The organism is Streptomyces liangshanensis, assembly GCF_011694815.1.
GTDB classification, from domain to species: Bacteria; Actinomycetota; Actinomycetes; order Streptomycetales; family Streptomycetaceae; genus Streptomyces; species Streptomyces liangshanensis.
This window is the reverse complement of sequence record NZ_CP050177.1, coordinates 1,086,430-1,104,614: the sequence shown is the minus strand read 5'-3', so window position 1 is coordinate 1,104,614 and position 18,185 is coordinate 1,086,430. Positions and strand designations below refer to the sequence as shown.

Below are 18,185 nucleotides of genomic sequence, written 5' to 3'. Positions count from 1 at the left end.
CCATGGCACCCGTGCGCGCCCAGACCAGGAGACCAGCGACGTTGTCCGAGACGACCGGCCCCACCGGACCCGCCACCCTGCGGGCCGACTGCGGCAACTGCTTCGGGCTGTGCTGCGTCGCCCTGACCTTCTCCGTCTCCGCGGACTTCCCCGTCGACAAGAAGGCGGGCGACCCCTGCCGCCACCTCCGCGACGACTCCCGCTGCGGCATCCACGACCGCCTGCGGACCCAGGGCTACCAGGGCTGCACGGTGTACGACTGTTTCGGCGCCGGGCAGAAGGTCTCCCAGGTCACCTTCGGCGGCCAGGACTGGCGCCAGGCGCCCGAGTCCGCCGGGCGGATGTTCGCCGCGCTGCCCGTGATGCGCCAGCTCCAGGAACTCCTCTGGTACCTGACCGAGGCCCTCACCCTCGCACCCGCCCGGCCCCTGCACGCCGAGATCCGCGCCGCCCTGGCCGAGACCGAGCGCCTGACCCGCAGCGCGCCCGACGCCCTGCTGGAGATCGACGTCGCGGACCGGCGGGCGCGGGTCAATCCCCTGCTGCTGCGGACGAGTGAGCTGGTACGGGCCCAGGTCCGCGGCAAGAAGAAGAACCGCAGGGGCGCCGACCTGTTCGGGGCGAACCTCAAGGGCGCTGACCTCCGCGGGGCGGACCTGCGGGGCGCGTACCTGATCGCCGCCGACCTGCGCGGCGCCGACCTGCGGCTGGCCGATCTGATCGGCGCCGACCTGCGGGACGCCGATCTGCACGGCGCCGACCTGACCGGCTGCGTCTTCCTCACCCAGAGCCAGGTGAACGCCGCGAAGGGCGACTCCGCGACCGTCGTCCCGCCCGCGCTGGCGCGCCCCGCGCACTGGTAGCGGCTCAGCGCCGGCCGGGCCGGCGGCGCGCCGCGCGGACGACGAAGAGGGCCGTCGCCGCGAGCGCCGCCGCGCCGATCACCAGCGTCGGCATGAGGTACGAGGCCCCGCTCCCGCCCGCGGCCGTCCCGCTCTCCCGGCCCCCGGACCCCGTCTCGTCCCCGTCGGTCCTGGCCTGGGGCCCGTGCGCCCCGCCGATCGCCCCGGACATGGGCTCGCCCACGACGCCGGACGCCACCCCGTCAGCCCCCTCAGCCCCGCCCGTCTCCTCCGCCCCTGTTTGATCGCGCCGCTCCGTCCGCGGGCCCCGGTCGCCGTCCGCGCGCCCCTCCGGACGGCTCCGCGCCCCGTCCCGTACCGCCTTTGCGGCCGCGCGCGGCGATGCCACCCGGTTCACCGGTGCCGGCCGGAGTGAACCCACCGGGGTGACCTGGCCCGCGGCGTCGAAGCCCCAGTCGAGCAGCGACCTGGCCTCCTCGTACACCGCCTGCGACGCGCCCGACTGCGGGTTCATCACCGTCACCAGCAGCGTCCTGTCCCCGCGCCGGGCGGCGGCGATCAGGGTGTTGCCCGCCCGGGAGGTGTAGCCGTTCTTGACGCCGATCAGCCCCGGGTAACGCTCCACCCCGCCCGCCCCGCTGAGCAGCCGGTTGGTGTTCTGGATGCCGTACGTCCCCTTGTCGCCGGGGAACTGCGCCTCGGCGGTCGAGCTGTACCGTACGAACTCCGCCGAGGCCAGGCCCGTCCGGCCGAACACCGCGAGGTCGTACGCCGAGGACACCTGACCCGGCTCGTCGTACCCGTCGGGGGACACGACATGGGTGTCGAGCGCGCCCAGCCGCCGCGCCTTCTCCCGCATCTGCGTCACCGTCGAGTCCCAGCCGCCGTTCATCGCGGCGAGGACCCGTACCGCGTCGTTGCCCGAGCTGAGGAAGACACCGCGCCACAGGTCGGCGACCTTGTACGACTGCCCGGGGATCACCCCCACCAGGCTGCTGCCCTCGCCGATCCCGGCGAGGTCGTCCTCGGTCACCGTGTGCCGGGCGTGCTCGGACAGGTGGGGCAGGGCCGTCACGGCGAAGAGGGTCTTGAGGGTGCTGGCGGGCGGCAGCCGGCGGTGGGCGTCGCGCGCGGCCAGGACATCGCCCGTCACGGCGTCGGCGACCAGCCAGGACAGGGCGGAGACGTCGCCGGGGAGCGACGGCGCGCCGGGCGCGGGGCGCACCCGCGTCCCCGGTTCGTACAGCAGCGCGCGGTCGGCGCCGCCGGTCGGACCGGCGGCCGGCGGGACGGGTTCGGTCCGGGCGCGGGCGGCGGCCGGCGAGGGCGCGGGCAGGAGGACCAGCAGGCCGGTGGCGAGGGCCACCGTCCCGCAGAGCGCGGAGCGCGTCACGGATCTGATGATCATTCAGCCACGGTAGGAACGGGCGGCGCTCCTCGCACCGCCGCCTGCGCCGTCCGGAGGTACGGGCGTCCGCCTCTCGTACGTCCGTACGCCGCGTGCGACGGAAGTGGCCGAGGTGACCCGCGCACCCGATCGGGTGATGCGCGGGCCACCTCGGCCGGTGGTCCGTGGGCGGTGGTACGGGGTCGGCGGCGCGTGGTCAGTGATCGGCGGCCGACGTCGGGGCGGGCGAGGTGACCGGGGTGACCGGAGTGGGCGAGGTGACCGGGCCGGTCGGGGCGGCCGACAGGGCCGGGTCCGGGACCTGGGTCGGGTCGGCCTCCGCCATCCGCTCCGGCCCGATGACGTCCAGCAGCTTGAGCCGGTCGGCCTCCGGTGTGCCGGGCGCGGCCGAGCAGGTGACGATCCGCAGGTCGTTGCCCGGCGTGACGAACGTGTCGTGGTCCAGGGCCAGCGGTCCGACATCCGGGTGATGGACGGTCTTGGTGTCGCTGTCGTGGAAGCCGGCGATACGGGAGTTCCACAGCTGCCCGAAGCGGGCGCTGACACGGCGCAGGTCGCCGATCAGGAACCGCAGGTGCTCGTCGGTGGGGTAGCGGGCGGTGGCCGCCCGCAGGTCGGCGACGACGGCCGCCTCGTACCGCGCCTCCTGCTCCAGCGTGTGGCTGACGCGGCTGGGCAGTCCGGCGAAGTGCTGCCAGGCGGCGTTGCGCCCGCGTCCCTGCTGCATGGACGGGTCGCCGAGGAGGGCGGCCCACAACGGGTTCCAGGTGATCAGGTTCCAGGCGGCGTCGTACACCGCGCACGGGGAGCCGCTCAGCTGGCCGAGGAGGCGCCGCACGCTCGGCGGGACGTGGTCCGAGACGTGTCCGGTCGCGGGCGGGGACTGGCCGGCGAGGAGGAACAGGTGCCGGTGCTCCCCGTCGGACAGCCGCAGGGCGCGGGCCAGGGTGGTGAGGACCTGGACGGACGGCGAGGTCGCCCGCCCCTGTTCCAGGCGGACGATGTACTCCACCGACAGTCCGGTCAGCTCAGCCAGCTCCTCCCGGCGGAGGCCAGGAGGCCTGCGGGACTCGTCGGCGGGCAGCCCGGCCTCGGCCGGGGTGATCCGGTCACGCCAGCGGTGCAGGGCCGTGCCCAGCTCTCCGTGTCGGCTCATGCGTCCAGTATCAGGTGGTATGCGCAACCCTGCCCGGCGCCGGACGCCGGGTGCGCCGGGGGCGTGCACGGCTCGCGCGCCGTAATCGGTCACGCGTTCGATAGTCGCACCGATGTGGTCACTCTTCGTGGTGCGGCGGACGCGCAGTGTGCAAACGCGCGAGTCTATGCCTGCATGGCCGGACCGTGCAGGAGGTTGAACGAATATGCCGATGTGGTGATCCGGTCGGGCTAAGCTCTCGCCGAGCGCGCCGAGTTGAGATGAAATCAGGCATTTGTTCGTACCTGTCTGAATCATTCGAATGATCCGACTGAATCGACCGCCAGAGGGCTTACATGGTTCGTGTTGAAGCACCCCCGACTGATCAAGCGCCCCCCGTCGTCCGGGCGTTGGCGCTCCCCGCCGCCCTGATGGTCGCGGCCGCGGCGGCCGCCCTGGCCGCCGTCCCCGCCGCCGCCCGGATACCGGTCGTGCTGTACGGCGCGGTCGCGACCGTCGTCGTCACCTGGTACGCGGCCGAACTGGCCCGGCGCGGCAGGGCGGTCCGAACGCTCCACGAGCACTACGCCCACCGGGTCGCCCTGCTGGAGCGGTATCTCGCCCAGCACGACGAGGAGACCGTACGGCTCGGCAAGGAACTGATGCCCGCCGCGATCTACCGGCTGCGCCAGGGCGAGTCACCCATGGAGGTGATCCGCGTCGTCGTGGACGGCGACGAGAACTACCGCGACCTCTCCCCGGCCCAACGCGCCCTGCTGCGCTCGGTGCTGGACATCGTCGACAACGAGGAAGCCATGCGCGAGTCCGCGCAGCGCTCCTTCGTGAACATCGCCCGCCGCGTGCAGGCGATCGTGCACCAACAGGCGAGCGAGCTGCGGGAGATGGAGGAGCACCACGGCCGCAACCCGGACGTCTTCGACGACCTGCTGCGGATCGACCACGGCACCGCGCTGATCGGCCGCCTCGCCGACAGCATCGCCGTGCTCGGCAAGGCCCGCCCCGGCCGCCAATGGCCCAAGCCCGTCCCGCTGTTCAGCGTGCTGCGCGGCGCGATGTCCCGGATCCTGGAGTACCAGCGGGTCGACCTGCACTCGATCGCCAAGGTCGCGATCATCGGCACCGCCGTCGAACCGCTCATCCACGCCTGCGCCGAACTCCTCGACAACGCCACCCGCTACTCGCCGCCGCAGACCCGCGTCCACGTCACCGCCGTCGAGGTCCAGACCGGCATCGCGATCGAGATCGAGGACGGCGGCGTCAGCCTCAGCGAGGAGGCCAGGACCCGGGCCGAACGCATGCTCGCCCAGGCCCAGGCCGGTATCGACCTCAACGACCTCGGCGAGACACCCCGCCTCGGCATGGCCGTCGTCGGCCGCCTCTGCCAGATGTACAACCTCCAGGTCTCGCTGCGGCAGTCCGCGTACGGCGGTGTCCGCGCCGTCCTCGTCGTACCCCGCGACGTCATCACCACCGGCCCCGCGCCCGGCATCGCCCACGGCATCGGCGCCTCGGCGCTGCCCCGCGGCGCCGGCGCGGAACTGCCCATGGTCGACGCGCTGCGCCCCGGCGACCGGGTGCGCCCCGGTGAGCAGGCGCCCGCCGGCGAGCAGGCGCCCCGCCCGGTCACCGGCCCGCAGCGGCCCGCCCCGGTCACCGCCGCCCTGGAGGACGACGCGCCCGTCGTCACCGAGTGGACGGAGAACGGTCTCCCGCAGCGGCGCAGCCGCGGCCGGGCCCCCCTCGGCTCGCACAACCTCGGCCGCGCCACCGTGGGAGCGCAGGCCTCCGAGCGGCGCGGCAACGGCAACGGCCATGCCCCCAACGGCAACGGCGCCGCGCCCGGCGCCGCCACCGCGACCGACGGCGGCTCCGGTGGCGCGCCCGCGCAGAAACCGGGGCCCGGCATCTGGCTCGAAGCGTTCACCAAGGCGGTCAACGGCACCGGGCAGGAGCCGTCCGCCGACCCGGGGGAGGCACCGGGCCGACCCGGTGACCTGGACGAATCAGACGACGCGTGGGGCAAGGGAGACCTGAAGTGATCCAGCAGAGGGCGAACATGGACTGGATGCTCAAGGAACTGGCCGACGGTGTACCGCAGATCCAGCAGATCGTGGTCCTGTCGGCGGACGGACTCCGCATCGCCCGGCACGGCGGCGACCCCGACGTCGCCGACCGCCTCGCGGCGGCCTGCGCCGGACTCCAGAGCCTGGCCGCCGCCGTCGCGGCCGAGATCCCCCTCAGCGACGGCCGGATGCGGCTCGTCGTCATCGAGGTCGGGGGCGGCTTCTTCTACCTGATGGAGGCCGGGACCGGCGCGTACCTCGCGGTCCTCGCCGACGAGACGGTCGACGCCGGCCTGGTGGGCGCCAGGATGCGGGACATGGTCGTCCGGATCGGCGCCCACCTGACCTCGCCGCCGCGCCACGACGGGCGGGCCGTATGACCACTCCCCAACGAGAACGCCGTCGTCCCGAGGCGGACGTAGGGGATCCGGAACGGCTGTACGTGATCACCGGTGGTCCCGACGGCGCCGAGCGCGCCGAACTCGACCTGGTGACCATGATCGTGGCACGTGACGAACCGTCACCGACGGTTCAGCCGGAACAGGCGGCCATCCTCCGGCTCTGCCGGGCGCCCCTGTCCGTCGCCGAGTTGTCCGCGTACCTGACCCTCCCGTTCAGCGTGGTGACCGCCCTGCTGACCGAACTCCTCGCGACCGAACTGGTCGAGTCGCGCGCGCCGATCGTCCGCGCGGCGCTCCCCGACCGGTCCCTCCTCGAAGCGGTGATGCATGGACTTCAGAAGCTCTGACCCGGCCGCGGGCACCGTCGCCGGCCCCCGCAGCGAGGACGTCCTGCCCACCACGGCCACCTCCGCGGTGAAGGTCGTGATCGTGGGTGGATTCGGCGTCGGCAAGACGACGATGGTCGGCTCGGTCAGCGAGATCAGACCGCTCACCACCGAGGAGACCATGACGCAGGCCGGGGTGGGGGTCGACGACAACAAGGGGGTGGAGAGCAAGACCGCCACCACCGTCGCCATGGACTTCGGCCGCATCAGCATCACGGAACACCTCGTGCTGTACCTCTTCGGCACCCCGGGGCAGGAGCGGTTCTGGTTCCTGTGGAACGGCCTCTTCGAAGGGGCGCTCGGGGCGGTCGTCCTGGTCGACACCCGGCGCCTGGAGGTCAGCTTCGACGTGATCGGGCGGCTGGAGGAGCGCGGGGTGCCGTTCGTCGTGGCGGTCAACACGTTCCCGGACGCGCCGCACCACCCCGTCGAGGTGCTGCGTACCGCGCTCGACCTGCCCGAGGAGGTGCCGATGGTCGACTGCGACGCGCGGCTCCGGGCGTCGAGCCGGGACGTGCTGCTGACGCTGATGCGCTACCTGCACTCGCTGGCCCTCCCGCCCGGCTGACCGGCGCCCTCACCTCCGTACCGACCCCGCTACCCCTGTCGTCCCCGCACCCACCCCTCGTATATCCCCCCCCGCGCGCGTCCCGACGCCGCGCGTCCCCCCGACCTTCCGGACCTTCCGGCCCGATTCCTGGAGTGACCGTGACCACCCCCTTCGCCGACCGACCCGGCACGGACGACCACGGGGCGCCGCCCCCCGGCTGCCCCGCCCACGGCCTGACCTTCACCCCGGACACCCTCACGCCCAACGGGCTGCGGCGGCTGTACGGGCCCGAGGCCGAGAACGACCCGATGGGCCTGTACGAGAAGCTGCGCGCCGAACACGGCACGGTGGCCCCCGTGTTGCTCCAGGGCGACGTGCCCGCCTGGCTGGTCCTCGGCCACAGCGAGAACCTCCACATGACCCGTACGCCCTCGCAGTTCTCCCGCGACGCCCGGCGCTGGCGCGCCCTGCACGACGGGTCCGTGACCGCCGACCACCCGCTGGCCCCGGTCTTCACCTGGCAGCCCATCTGCGTCTTCGCCGACGGCGCCGACCACGAGCGGCTGCGCGGCGCGGTCACCGACTCCATCGCCCGGATCGACCACCGGGGGGTCAGGCGTTACATCAACCGGTACAGCAACCGCCTGGTCAACGAGTTCTGCCAGGACGGCAGGGCCGACCTCGTCAGCCGGTTCGCCGAGCACCTCCCGATGATGGTGATGGCACAGATCATCGGCATGCCGGAGGAGTACAACGACCGGCTCGTCGAGGCCGCGCGCGACATGATCAAGGGCACCGAGACGGCCATCGAGTCCAACGCGTACGTGATGGCCGCCCTGAACAGGCTGGTGGCCCGCCGTCGTGTCGCGCCCGAGGAGGACTTCGCGACCTGGCTCACCGAGCACCCGGCGGGCCTCACCGACGACGAGGTCGGCCAGCACCTGCGGCTGGTGCTCATCGCGGCGTACGAGACGACCGCGAACCTCATCGCCAACGTCCTGCGCATGGTGCTCACCGACCCGCGGTTCCGGGCCCAGTTGAGCGGCGGGCACATGACACTGCCCGAGGCGGTCGAGCAGACGCTGTGGGACGAGCCGCCGTTCACCACCATCTTCGGCCGCTGGGCCGTCGGTGACACCGAGTTGGGCGGTCAGCGCATCAAGGCGGGCGACGCCCTGGTGGTGGGGATCGCCGCGGCCAACGTCGACCCGGTGGTACGGCCCGACCTCGACGCCTCGATGCAGGGCAACCGCTCCCACCTGGCGTTCAGCGGCGGGCCCCACGAGTGCCCGGGGCAGGACATCGGCCGGGCCATCGCCGACACCGGGATCGACGCGCTGCTGTTGCGGCTGCCGGACATCCAACTCGCTTTGGAGGAGCACGAGTTGCGGTGGACTGCTGCGCTGATGTCCCGTCAGTTGCAGGAGCTGCCGGTGACGTTCGCGCCCCGGCCGCCGCAGGACGTCACGGGACCGCCGACGGCATCCCCGCACGTGACGCGACCGCAGTGGCAGGTGGAGTCGCCGAGGCCGATTCCCGTACCGCGCCAGGCGCCGTCCTTCCCGCCGGGCCGTACCGAGGTCCCGGCGGCAGCCGCGGTGGCAGCGCCGGCGGCGCACGAACCGGCCCCTGGGCCGGGCCCCGCGCCGGACGCCGGATCCGCGCCGGACGCCGGCCACGCGCCGGTGTCGGGGATGATCCCCGCGCAACGCGGGGAGTCGGCGCCCCGCCGGGCATGGCGGGCCGTGGCCCGCTGGTGGCGCGGGTACTGAGCGCGCGCGGTTGCCGGGCCGCCGCTCCCGGCGTCGGGGTCAGTGGGCCGGCTCCAACTGGTCCCACCACCAGGCGATCGTGGGGATCGGGAGCGGCTTCGCGCTGTCGTCGGCCGGGTGCTGCTTCCACCATCCGCCGGGGGTCGCCTTCGGCCCCGACGGCACACGGTAGCGCGGGCACGCCGACGCCCAGTCGAGGTGCCCGCGCACGAACTGGCCCAGCCCGTCGACGTACTGGTGCAGCGGGGCGTCCGCCTCCTTGGCCACCTGCGCCGACAGCCGCTCGAAGAGCACCATGACGCGGTCCCGCATCGCCACCGCCCGCACCAGTGCGCGGGCGGGATCGCAGTCGTGTTCCCGGCACAGGACGTCGATCAGGTTGAGGTTGTCGTCGGCCCGTTGCAGCTCCTTGTTGCGGGAGTACAGGTCGTTGTCCCAGCTCACCAGCGTCCAGGTGATCTCCGTCAGGGCGCGGACGCGCGGGTCCTCCATGTCCCGGTCCGGTACGGAGAAGCCGCCGACGATCTCGATCATGGCGGTGGACGGCGCCATGCCGATGGACCGCATCCAGAGCGTCACGTAGTCGTCCAGCGTGGGCAGTTCGAGACTCCGCCGCCAGGAGGCCTCCCACACCACTCCCGAGGTGTACACCCGCATCGCGTCCGTCCAGCGCCGCAACTGCCGTGGTGACGCGAAGCGTTCCAGGTCCTTGCGCAGCGCGCGCAGGGCGGTGGTGTGCGGCGAGTCGCCGGGGGAGTGGGAGGCGGGGGCCTCCAGCGCGCGCAGGATGCGCGAGGTCTCCTGGGCGAGCAGGTCGGCGGTGGCACCGGACTCGTCGCACACACTGTCGTCGAGCGAGAACAACACCGCGTGGAACTTCGACATCAGCAGCAGTGGTTCCCACTGCCCGTAGGGCATCGTCGACGCCGTGAGACCGCCGAAGTCGCAGACGGCCAGCCGTTCGATCTGGTGCTCGTCGGTGTCGAGCCGCTGTCGCAGCATCCACTCCACGGTCACCTGGTTGATGGTGTCGACGGACGGGTGCCTGGCGGGCGGGACGGGACAGTAGAACGGCACAGCGGGCAGCTGTTGGGCCGAGGTCTGTTCCGATACACAGGTCATGATCGGCCTCCTTGCGACGAGAGGGGCGGTATGTGCCAGGTGTGTGCCGGGGTGTGCGCCGGAGCGCTGCCGTGCTGTGGGGGTGACTGATGGAGCGTATATGCCCGGGTCGGATCGTCAACTACATATCAATTGGCCACCGCTTGGCCGAAATTGACTGATCGTGAGCGTCGGTGTGTCGCGGCGGGGGCGCGTCGCCCGGGCTCGGGCGGCCTCTCCCGCCTGCCCGCCGTCGCGCTCACGGCCCGGGGCGACGGCTTCCGAAGTGTTCATGGCCGACCTGTATCGGTCAGGACAACGTCCGGATCACTACGGAATACGTCTTTGACCGGTCGTACGGAGAGACGGATGCACGCGGTCCGCCTACCTCCCCGGGTGGGCGGACGGATGACGGTCCGGAGGGAAGAACCGCAGGCCAACCCGCCTGGCATATGCCACACGGCGGCGATTCGAGGGGCGTTCGGAGGCTGTCGTGGGGGCCCTTGCGGGAGTGAGGTGTGTGCCGGTGGTACGTGCCCGTGGTGGGTGCTCGCGGTGTGCGCGCGTGGTGTGTTTTCGGCCCCGCGCGCCGGTGGCCCCTCCCGGAGGAGGGGCCACCGGCCCGGGGCGCGCCGCCCCCGTCCCCACGGTGCGGCGCGGGTGGACCGTAGTCATCCGCTCCCGGACGACGGTCCACCGGTCATGAGGGCCGGACGACTCCGGCCAGTACGCCCTCCCGGACGGGTGTGCTCTCCCGGACAGGGGTGCTCGCGCCCTCGCGGGTGATCCGGGTGACGGTGTCCTGAGCGGCCTTCGTAGTGGCCTTCGTGGCGCACGGCCCCACCCGCAGTCCGAGCGCCGGGAAGATCGCGGCCTCCAGGAAGCGCGTGAGGTAGTCGTCGTCCGCGTGCCGGCCCTCCAGCATCGGCCGGGCCCGTACGACACCGATCAGCTGGGCCGCCACGAACTCCGCCGCCGGGTTGTCGGCGGCGATCTCCCCGCGCTCCACGGCGCGCCGGATCATCGCGTCGATCGCCGCGATCTCCGGCTCGATCAGCGCCTCGCGCAACGCCCGCAGCAGATCCGGGTTCTGGAGGGCGGCGTGGCTGAGCGCGTGCATCAGCGTCGTGTCACGCCCCGAGCCCGCCCCCGCCGTGCAGGCCGCCGCGCGCAGGTCGCCCTCCAGGGTGCCGGTGTCCACGCTCGCCAGCGCGAGGCAGCGGGTGCCCCGCAGCGCCGCCGCGACGAGCTGCGGCTTCGTACGCCACTGGCGGTAGAGCGTGGACTTCCCGCAGCGGGTGCGCGCGGCGACGCCCTCCATGGTCAGCGCGTCGTATCCGCCTTCCCTGAGCAGGTCGAGAGCGGCCTCGTAGAACTCCAGCTCCCTTTCCGGCGTGATCTTGGAGCGGCGCTGCTGCGGCGTCATCGTCTCTCCTTCTGGATGCCGGGTCAGATATCGATCCGGGGGTCGATACGGCAGTGTACCGATACGCCACTGTACCGATACGGATCCGTATCGGTACAGTGGCGTATCGATAGGGCGTGGCACGACCGCGTCACCGCTTCAACGCGCCGTGAACACCACGCCGTGTCGTCCACGCAAAGGGGTCGGGTGAATGAACGCCCGAATTGGGCCCGCCGAACGGAAGCAGGGATCTTCCGCCCGACCGCCCCTCGTCCGCGAGCTGTTGCTCGTCGTCGGACTGTTCCTCGTCTACAAGATCGGCAGGCAGCTCGCCGACGGCCGTACGGGGGAGGCGTTCGGCAACGCCCGGCACGTCTGGGACTTCGAGCGCGCCGTTCACCTGCCGAGTGAGACCGCGGTGCAGGGGGCCCTGCTCCACAGCGACACGCTCGTCCACGTCGCGAACACCTACTACGCGACCGTGCACTTCCCGGCCACGGTGCTGTTCCTGGCGTGGCTGTACTGGCGGCGGCCCGTCCACTACGTCTGGTCCCGCCGGGTCCTCACCGCGCTGACCGGCGCCGCGCTCGTCCTGCACCTGACGGTGCCGCTGGCTCCGCCGCGGATGCTGGCCTCGACGGGCCTGATCGACACCGGCCGGGTGTTCGGGCCGTCGGTGTACGGCGCGAGCCCCGCGAGCGACCAGCTGTCGAACCAGTACGCCGCGATGCCGTCGCTGCACGTCGGCTGGGCGCTGATGGTGGCGGTCGGCCTGATCGTGGCGACACGTTCGCGGTGGCGCTGGCTGTGGTTGCTGCACCCGCTGCTGACGCTGTTCGTTGTGGTGTCGACCGCGAACCACTACTGGCTCGACGCGATCGTGGCGGTCGCGCTGCTGGGCGTCGCGCTGGCGTTCATCCGGCTGCCGAGGCGGGGGTCGCTGATCGTGCGGTCGTCGAAGGACGCGGTGGTGGCGTCGGCGCCGGACGCGACCGAGGTGCGGGGCGAGCCTGAAGCAAAGGTACGGAGCGAGGCAGAGGTACACGTACGCGGCGACTCGGAACCGGCGGACCCCGAACCCCGTTCGCCCTCCTCGGCGCCGGACCGGACCGTTCCACTCGTTTCGTCAGGGGGCACACGATGAACGGCGGCACGCTCGTCGCGGTGGCGCTGTCACTCGTCTCCGCCGTCGCGTACGCCTCGGCGGCCGTGGCGCAGGAGCGGCTGGCGGCACGCACGGAACCGGGCACCGGACTGTTCACGCTGCTGCGGCGCAGCACGTGGTGGTCGTCGGTCGGACTGAACGCGACCGGCGCGCTGCTGCACGTCGCGGCCCTTACGTACGGATCGCTCACCGTGGTCCAGCCGCTGGGCGCGCTCACCCTGGTCGCGGCGGTGCCGCTGGGGGCGCGCCGCGCGGGCCGGCAGGTCAGCAGGGGCGAATGGCGCGGTACGGCGTTCACGCTGGTCGGCCTGGCGGTCATCCTGACGACGGCGGCGGGGACCACTCCGGACGACACGCTCACCCTGCCCCAGGCGTTGGCCGTCGCGGCGGTCGCGATGGCGCTGGTGGCCCTGCTGACCAGGTCGGCGGGCGCGCAGCCCGGCCTGCGGAACGCGGCGGCGTCGGGGGTCACGTCGGGGGTGGCCTCCGCCCTGACCCAGACGGTGACGGTGGCCGCGGCGGCGCGCGGGACGAACCCGCTGCCGTTGTGGCAGGCGGCGGGGGTGGCGCTGCTGGTGGCGGCGTTCGCCGCCGGGGGCCTGCTCCTCTCGCAGAAGGCCTACCGCGGCGGCCTGGGCGCCCCGCTCGCGGTCCTGACACTGGCGAACCCGGTGGCGGCGGCCGTCATAGGCCTGACCCTCCTGGGCGAACGCCTCCAGGGCGGCACGCTCGGCGTGGTCGCGGCGGCGCTCGGCGCGGTGATCGCGGCCCGCGGGGTGGTCCTGCTGACACGCACGGCTCCCGGGGTGCCTGCGGCGGGCGCTCCGGATGGGGCGGTGGTGCGGTCGGGCGGCGTGGTGGCCCGTGTCGTGGACGCCGAGGACGCGGATGCTCCGGGCCGGGTCGCCGTGCCGGCGGGGGTGGCTTCTCGGGTGTCGGCTGTGCGGGGGGCGTCGGCGGATGCTTCCGAGCGGGGTGCCGTGAGTTCGGTGGATGCCGGGGCGGAACCGGCGGTGCGGTCGGGGGCAGGGATGTCCGGTGCCGCGGATGCGGGGGGCGCGGATGCCTCGGGCCGGTTCGCCGTGTCGTCGGGGGATGCTTCCGAGCGGGTGGTGGATGCCCTGGACGAGGTGGCGGTGGGGGCGGGGGACCGGATGTCCCGGGTGGACTTTGATGTTCGGGGTGGGACGGAGGCGTCCGTCGGTCGGCGTGTGGCGGCCGAGGGCGTGGGGGCGGGCGCCACGGGTGGCTCGGGCGACGCTCTTGCGGCTGCTGCGCCTGAGGGGCGCGACGTTCGCGTACCGGATCTGTTCCTGCCCGCGGTGCCCGCGCCCGCTGCCGCGCGGACCGACTCCCGAACCACCGGGACGGCGCCGTCGTCGGCGTCTTCGCTCCCGGTCCGAACCACCGTGCGTCGGCCGTCCGCCCCGACGGCCGACGCACGGATGGCCGTACGGCCCGGGGCGGCTTCCGAGCCGCCCGGCTCCGTCACCGCTGCCTCGTCGCCGGCGTCCGCGGGACGCATGACCGTGGTGCCGCTCAGGCTCCTGCACGCGGGGATCAGGGACGTACCGGCGTCGGCGACGCGTTCCGCGCGCGCCGGTACCGAGACGCGGGCGGCCCCGTCGCCTGCCGCCGCACCCGCTTCCGCGGAGCCGCCGTCGCCCCGTACGACAGCGGCACGTCCCGCCGTACGTCCCCGGGACACCGCGACCAGGTCCGGCGAGGCCGGCGAGGTCCCGCCCGCCAGATCCGCGCAGATCTCCGTCGTACCGCTGCGACGCCTGCACGCGGCCGGTCAGGACGGCCCGCACACCCGGACGCCCCAGGACCGGACACCGCCCGCCCCCCTCCCCGCCCCCGGGCCGGACACGTCCATGGCGGCCCCGCCCGCCGACCTCCCGGCGGTGCGGCAGACGGTGGCGTCGGCCGCCGCGCCGGACGCCCCCTTCCGGCGGGCGGCGGAGGTGTCCGGCGTGCGGGCACGGACCGCGCCGGCGGGCGGTGGCGGAGAATCCCGTCCCGTGACGGGGCGGCGTGTCGCCCGGTTCGCCGTGGCCGGGCTCGCGGTGTGGGCCGTGCCCATGCCCGTGGTGCTGATGGCCGACGAGTTCGGTTCCGCCGAGTCGCCGGGGCACGAGAACGTGCCGGGGCACGAGGACACCGCCGCCGCCCCCGGCGAGGCCCCGCCGCCGCGGCGGAGGCGGTGCCGCGCGGGGGCGTGAAGGTGCGCTGTTGGGCCGGTTAAGAAATCCTCGATGGACTGGAGGACCCGCGCTCGGCAGATTGGGGGCGTGAGCGCCGACCAGCGATCACCGATCGGTACCACCCTCACCCCCGGGAGCCACCCCCATGAAGGCACTTGTGAAGCAGAAGGCCGAGCCGGGGCTGTGGCTCATGGACGTGCCGGAGCCGGTCACCGGCCCCGGTGACGTACTGATCAAGGTGCTCCGTACCGGCATCTGCGGTACGGACCTGCACATCCGCTCCTGGGACGGCTGGGCCCAGCACGCCGTCACCACCCCGCGCGTCCTCGGCCACGAGTTCGTCGGCGAGGTGGCCGCCCTCGGCGCCGACGTCCAGGACATCGCGGTCGGTGACCTCGTCAGCGGCGAGGGCCACCTCGTCTGCGGCCGGTGCCGCAACTGTCTCGCCGGCCGCCGCCACCTCTGCCGCAGCACCGTGGGCCTGGGCGTCGGGCGCGACGGCGCGTTCGCCGAGTACGTCGCCCTGCCCGCCTCGAACGTCTGGGTCCACCGCGCCCCCGTCGACCTCGACGTCGCCGCGATCTTCGACCCGTTCGGCAACGCCGTGCACACCGCGCTCTCCTTCCCCCTCGTCGGCGAGGACGTCCTCATCACCGGCGCCGGCCCCATCGGGATCATGGCCGCCGCCGTCGCCCGGCACGCCGGGGCGCGCAACGTCGTGATCACCGACGTCAGCCCCGCCCGCCTCGACCTCGCCCGCAAGGTCGGCGCCACCCTCGCCCTCGACGTCTCGTCGCACGGCATCGCCGAGGCGCAGCGCAGGCTCGGCCTCAAGGAGGGCTTCGACGTCGGCCTGGAGATGTCGGGACGCCCCGAGGCCATGCGGGACATGGTCGACAACATGACGCACGGCGGCCGGATCGCGATGCTGGGTCTCCCCGCCGACGAGTTCGCCGTCGACTGGTCGAAGATCGTCACGTCCATGATCACGATCAAGGGGATCTACGGCCGGGAGATGTACGAGACGTGGTACGCCATGACCGTCCTCCTGGAGGGCGGCCTGGACCTGAGCCCCGTCATCACCGGCAGCTACGACTACCAGGACTTCGACGCGGCCTTCGACGAGGCCGCGACCGCCCGCAGCGGCAAGATCATTCTCGACTGGACCATCTGATCGGTTCCGGTCGTCCGTAGCCGGTTCTCCGGTAGCCGGTCGTCCGGTGTCGGTCCTCCGTAGCCGGTCCTCCGGCAGCCGGTACGCCTCGCCTCCTTGGAGAAAGCCATGTTCACGTCCGTACGGGACGACCTCCGTGCCACCCTCGACGAGATCCGCGACGCGGGCCTCTTCAAGCCCGAGCGGGTGATCTCGACCCCGCAGAACTCCTCCGTCGCCGTCACGGCCGGCGGCGCCCCCGCCGGCGGGGACGTCCTCAACTTCTGCGCCAACAACTACCTCGGCCTCGCCGACCACCCCGAGGTCGTCGCCGCCGCGAAGGACGCGCTCGACCGGTGGGGCTACGGGATGGCGTCCGTGCGCTTCATCTGCGGCACCCAGGAGGTCCACAAGGAGCTGGAGCAGCGCCTCTCCTCGTTCCTGGGCCAGGAGGACACGATCCTCTACTCCTCCTGTTTCGACGCCAACGGCGGAGTCTTCGAGACCCTCCTCGGCGCGGAGGACGCGGTCATCTCCGACGCGCTCAACCACGCCAGCATCATCGACGGCATCCGGCTCTCCAAGGCGCGCCGCCTGCGCTACGCCAACCGCGACCTCGCCGAGCTGGAGGCCAGGCTCAAGGAGTCCCAGGACGCGCGGCGGCGGCTGATCGTCACGGACGGCGTGTTCTCGATGGACGGGTACGTCGCGCCGCTCGCCGAGATCTGCGACCTGGCCGACCGCTACGACGCGATGGTCATGGTGGACGACTCGCACGCGGTGGGCTTCGTGGGTCCGTCGGGGCGCGGCACGCCCGAACTGCACGGCGTGATGGACCGCGTCGACATCATCACGGGCACGCTGGGGAAGGCGCTGGGCGGGGCGTCCGGCGGGTATGTGGCGGCGCGCGCGGAGATCGTCGCCCTGCTGCGGCAGCGGTCGCGTCCGTACCTCTTCTCCAACTCGCTCGCGCCGGTCATCGCGGCGGCGTCCATCAAGGTGCTGGACCTGCTGGAGAGCGCGGACGAACTGCGGGAGCGGCTCCACGCGAACACCGCGCTGTTCCGTACGAAGATGACCGAGGCCGGCTTCGACGTGCTGCCCGGGGACCACGCGATTGCGCCGGTGATGATCGGGGACGCGGCGGAGGCGGGGCGGATGGCGGAGTTGTTGCTGGAGCGGGGGGTGTATGTGATCGGCTTCTCGTATCCGGTGGTGCCGATGGGGGCGGCGCGGATCAGGGTGCAGTTGTCGGCGGCGCATTCCGCGGGGGATGTGTTGGCGGCGGTGGGGGCGTTCGTGGACGCGAGGTCGTCGCTCTGACGGCGTTGCCGTTGTTGTCCTCAATCGCCGGACGGGCTTGATGGTGCCCGCTGCGGGCCGGTGCCTACCTGCGGGTTGTCGCCGGGGGGCGGGCCCAAACAACCCGCCCCCTCCGGGGGCTTGCTTTCAGCCCGTCCGGCGTTTGAGGACGTCTTTGACCCGCACGGTCATCGGGCCCGAGCCAAAATCAGCCCGTCCGGCGATTGAGGACATCGGGGAGGCGCGCGGCGTCGGGCGGGGGCTACGGCGCGGGTGGGGCGGACGTAACCTGGGGGCGTGATCGACCCCCGGCGTCTCCGCATTCTTCGCGCCGTGGCGTACCACCGCACGGTGACCGCCGCGGCCGCCGCCCTGTACCTCACCCCCTCCGCCGTCTCCCAGCAGCTCGCCGCCCTGGAGCAGGAGACCGGCCACACGCTCCTGACCCGCAGCGGCCGCGGCGTACGGCTGACCGCCGCCGGGGAGATCCTGCTGGCCCACGCGCACGCCGTCCTCGCGCAGCTGGAGCGTGCCGAGGCCGAGCTCGCGGCGTACGCGGGCGGGGCCGCCGGTGAGGTGACCGTCGCCGCGTTCGCGACCGGGATCGCCGAGGTGCTGGCCCCCGCGCTCCGGGAGCTGGCGGGCGTGCACCCCGACATACGCGTACGGGTACGGGACGCCGAGGGCGACGAGAGCCTGCCCATGGTGCTGGACGGCCAGGCCGACGTCGCGGTCGCCGTCGAGTACCGGGGCGCCCCCCGGGAGGACGACCTGCGGCTGTCCCGCGTCCCCCTGTACGCGGAGCCGTTCGACGCGGTCCTGCCCGCCGCGCACCCCCTCGGCCTCGGCGAGCGCGTGGTGCTCGCCGGGCTCGCGGACAGCGACTGGATCGGCCCGTACCCGGGCAACCCCTGCCACGACGTGATGCAGCTGGCCTGCGAGCTGGCCGGGTTCCAGCCGCGCCAGGTGCACTCCTCGGACGACTTCCACGCCGTCGTGGCCCTGGCGGGCGCGGGCGCCGGGGTGGCGCTGGTGCCGCGGTCCGCGCTGCGCGGCATGGACCTGAAGGGCACCGTCGTCCGCCCCGTGGAGGGCCCCGCCGCGACGCGCAGGGTCTTCGCCGCGGTCCGGCGGGGCGCCGAGGACCATCCGCTGATCCGTCCCGTACTGGACTCGCTGGCCCGCGCGGCCGCCGGCCTCACCACAGGGTGAGGTCGATTGCGCGAATGGTCGCGGTTGCTCTAATTTTGGAG

Annotated in this window: 13 protein-coding genes and 2 pseudogenes; 11 read left to right on the top strand and 4 right to left on the bottom strand. The window is 73.1% G+C overall.

Annotated elements, in window-relative coordinates; genetic code table 11:
* Window positions 1–41 precede the first annotated feature (41 nt).
* Window positions 42–863: a pentapeptide repeat-containing protein gene (locus HA039_RS04850; RefSeq protein WP_167024262.1), complete on the top strand. Its 822-nt coding sequence runs from the start codon at window positions 42–44 to the stop codon at window positions 861–863.
* Between the two features lie 4 nt (window positions 864–867).
* On the opposite strand, the gene HA039_RS04845 is transcribed toward HA039_RS04850, so the two are convergent.
* Together HA039_RS04845 and HA039_RS04840 are read right to left on the bottom strand one after the other, a co-directional pair.
* Entirely contained in the window at window positions 868–2,271 is a 1,404-nt protein-coding gene (locus HA039_RS04845; RefSeq protein WP_167024259.1) for a D-alanyl-D-alanine carboxypeptidase family protein, read from the bottom strand.
* Between the two features lie 196 nt (window positions 2,272–2,467).
* Window positions 2,468–3,427, bottom strand: a complete 960-nt coding sequence (locus tag HA039_RS04840) for a helix-turn-helix domain-containing protein (protein ID WP_167024256.1) — start codon at window positions 3,425–3,427, stop codon at window positions 2,468–2,470.
* Between the two features lie 335 nt (window positions 3,428–3,762).
* On the opposite strand from HA039_RS04840, the gene HA039_RS04835 reads away from it, so the two are divergent.
* From HA039_RS04835 to HA039_RS04815, 5 genes are all read left to right on the top strand, one after another.
* Window positions 3,763–5,466 (top strand): sensor histidine kinase, encoded by a 1,704-nt coding sequence (locus HA039_RS04835; RefSeq protein WP_167024253.1) that lies wholly within the window; start codon window positions 3,763–3,765, stop codon window positions 5,464–5,466.
* The gene (locus HA039_RS04830; protein WP_167024251.1) at window positions 5,463–5,870 is read left to right on the top strand and encodes a roadblock/LC7 domain-containing protein; all 408 of its coding nucleotides are present in this window, start codon (window positions 5,463–5,465) and stop codon (window positions 5,868–5,870) included. The genes HA039_RS04835 and HA039_RS04830 overlap by 4 nt, the downstream gene beginning before the upstream one ends.
* Window positions 5,867–6,238 carry a DUF742 domain-containing protein gene (locus HA039_RS04825; protein WP_167024248.1) on the top strand — a complete coding sequence of 124 codons (372 nt, stop codon included), beginning with the start codon at window positions 5,867–5,869 and terminating at the stop codon, window positions 6,236–6,238. Before HA039_RS04830 ends, HA039_RS04825 begins: the two co-directional genes overlap by 4 nt.
* On the top strand, window positions 6,219–6,845 hold the full coding sequence (locus tag HA039_RS04820; protein WP_167024245.1) for a GTP-binding protein: 627 nt from the start codon (window positions 6,219–6,221) through the stop codon (window positions 6,843–6,845). The genes HA039_RS04825 and HA039_RS04820 overlap by 20 nt, the downstream gene beginning before the upstream one ends.
* A 140-nt stretch (window positions 6,846–6,985) precedes the next feature.
* Window positions 6,986–8,599 (top strand): cytochrome P450, encoded by a 1,614-nt coding sequence (locus tag HA039_RS04815; protein ID WP_167024242.1) that lies wholly within the window; start codon window positions 6,986–6,988, stop codon window positions 8,597–8,599.
* Window positions 8,600–8,638: 39 nt separating this feature from the next.
* Here the strand turns inward: HA039_RS04815 and HA039_RS04810 are convergent, their stop codons facing one another.
* Window positions 8,639–9,721, bottom strand: a complete 1,083-nt coding sequence (locus HA039_RS04810; protein ID WP_167024239.1) for a terpene synthase family protein — start codon at window positions 9,719–9,721, stop codon at window positions 8,639–8,641.
* 817 nt (window positions 9,722–10,538) lie between these two features.
* Window positions 10,539–11,126: pseudogene (locus HA039_RS04805) on the bottom strand (TetR/AcrR family transcriptional regulator); the annotation flags it as partial.
* Window positions 11,127–11,316: 190 nt separating this feature from the next.
* Between HA039_RS04805 and HA039_RS04800 the strand changes: the two are divergent.
* The 5 genes and pseudogenes from HA039_RS04800 to HA039_RS04780 all read left to right on the top strand — a co-directional run bounded on the left by HA039_RS04800 (window position 11,317) and on the right by HA039_RS04780 (window position 18,144).
* Entirely contained in the window at window positions 11,317–12,249 is a 933-nt protein-coding gene (locus HA039_RS04800) for a phosphatase PAP2 family protein (RefSeq protein WP_167024237.1), read from the top strand.
* Window positions 12,246–13,208: pseudogene (locus HA039_RS33800) on the top strand (DMT family transporter); the annotation flags it as partial. The gene HA039_RS04800 and the pseudogene HA039_RS33800, both read left to right, overlap by 4 nt.
* A gap of 1,414 nt (window positions 13,209–14,622) precedes the next feature.
* Window positions 14,623–15,651, top strand: coding sequence for an L-threonine 3-dehydrogenase (gene tdh / locus HA039_RS04790; RefSeq protein WP_167024231.1), 1,029 nt, complete (start codon window positions 14,623–14,625; stop codon window positions 15,649–15,651).
* A gap of 108 nt (window positions 15,652–15,759) precedes the next feature.
* Window positions 15,760–16,953, top strand: coding sequence for a glycine C-acetyltransferase (locus tag HA039_RS04785; protein WP_167024228.1), 1,194 nt, complete (start codon window positions 15,760–15,762; stop codon window positions 16,951–16,953).
* Window positions 16,954–17,229: 276 nt separating this feature from the next.
* Window positions 17,230–18,144 (top strand): LysR family transcriptional regulator, encoded by a 915-nt coding sequence (locus tag HA039_RS04780; protein WP_167024225.1) that lies wholly within the window; start codon window positions 17,230–17,232, stop codon window positions 18,142–18,144.
* Window positions 18,145–18,185: the final 41 nt, after the last annotated feature.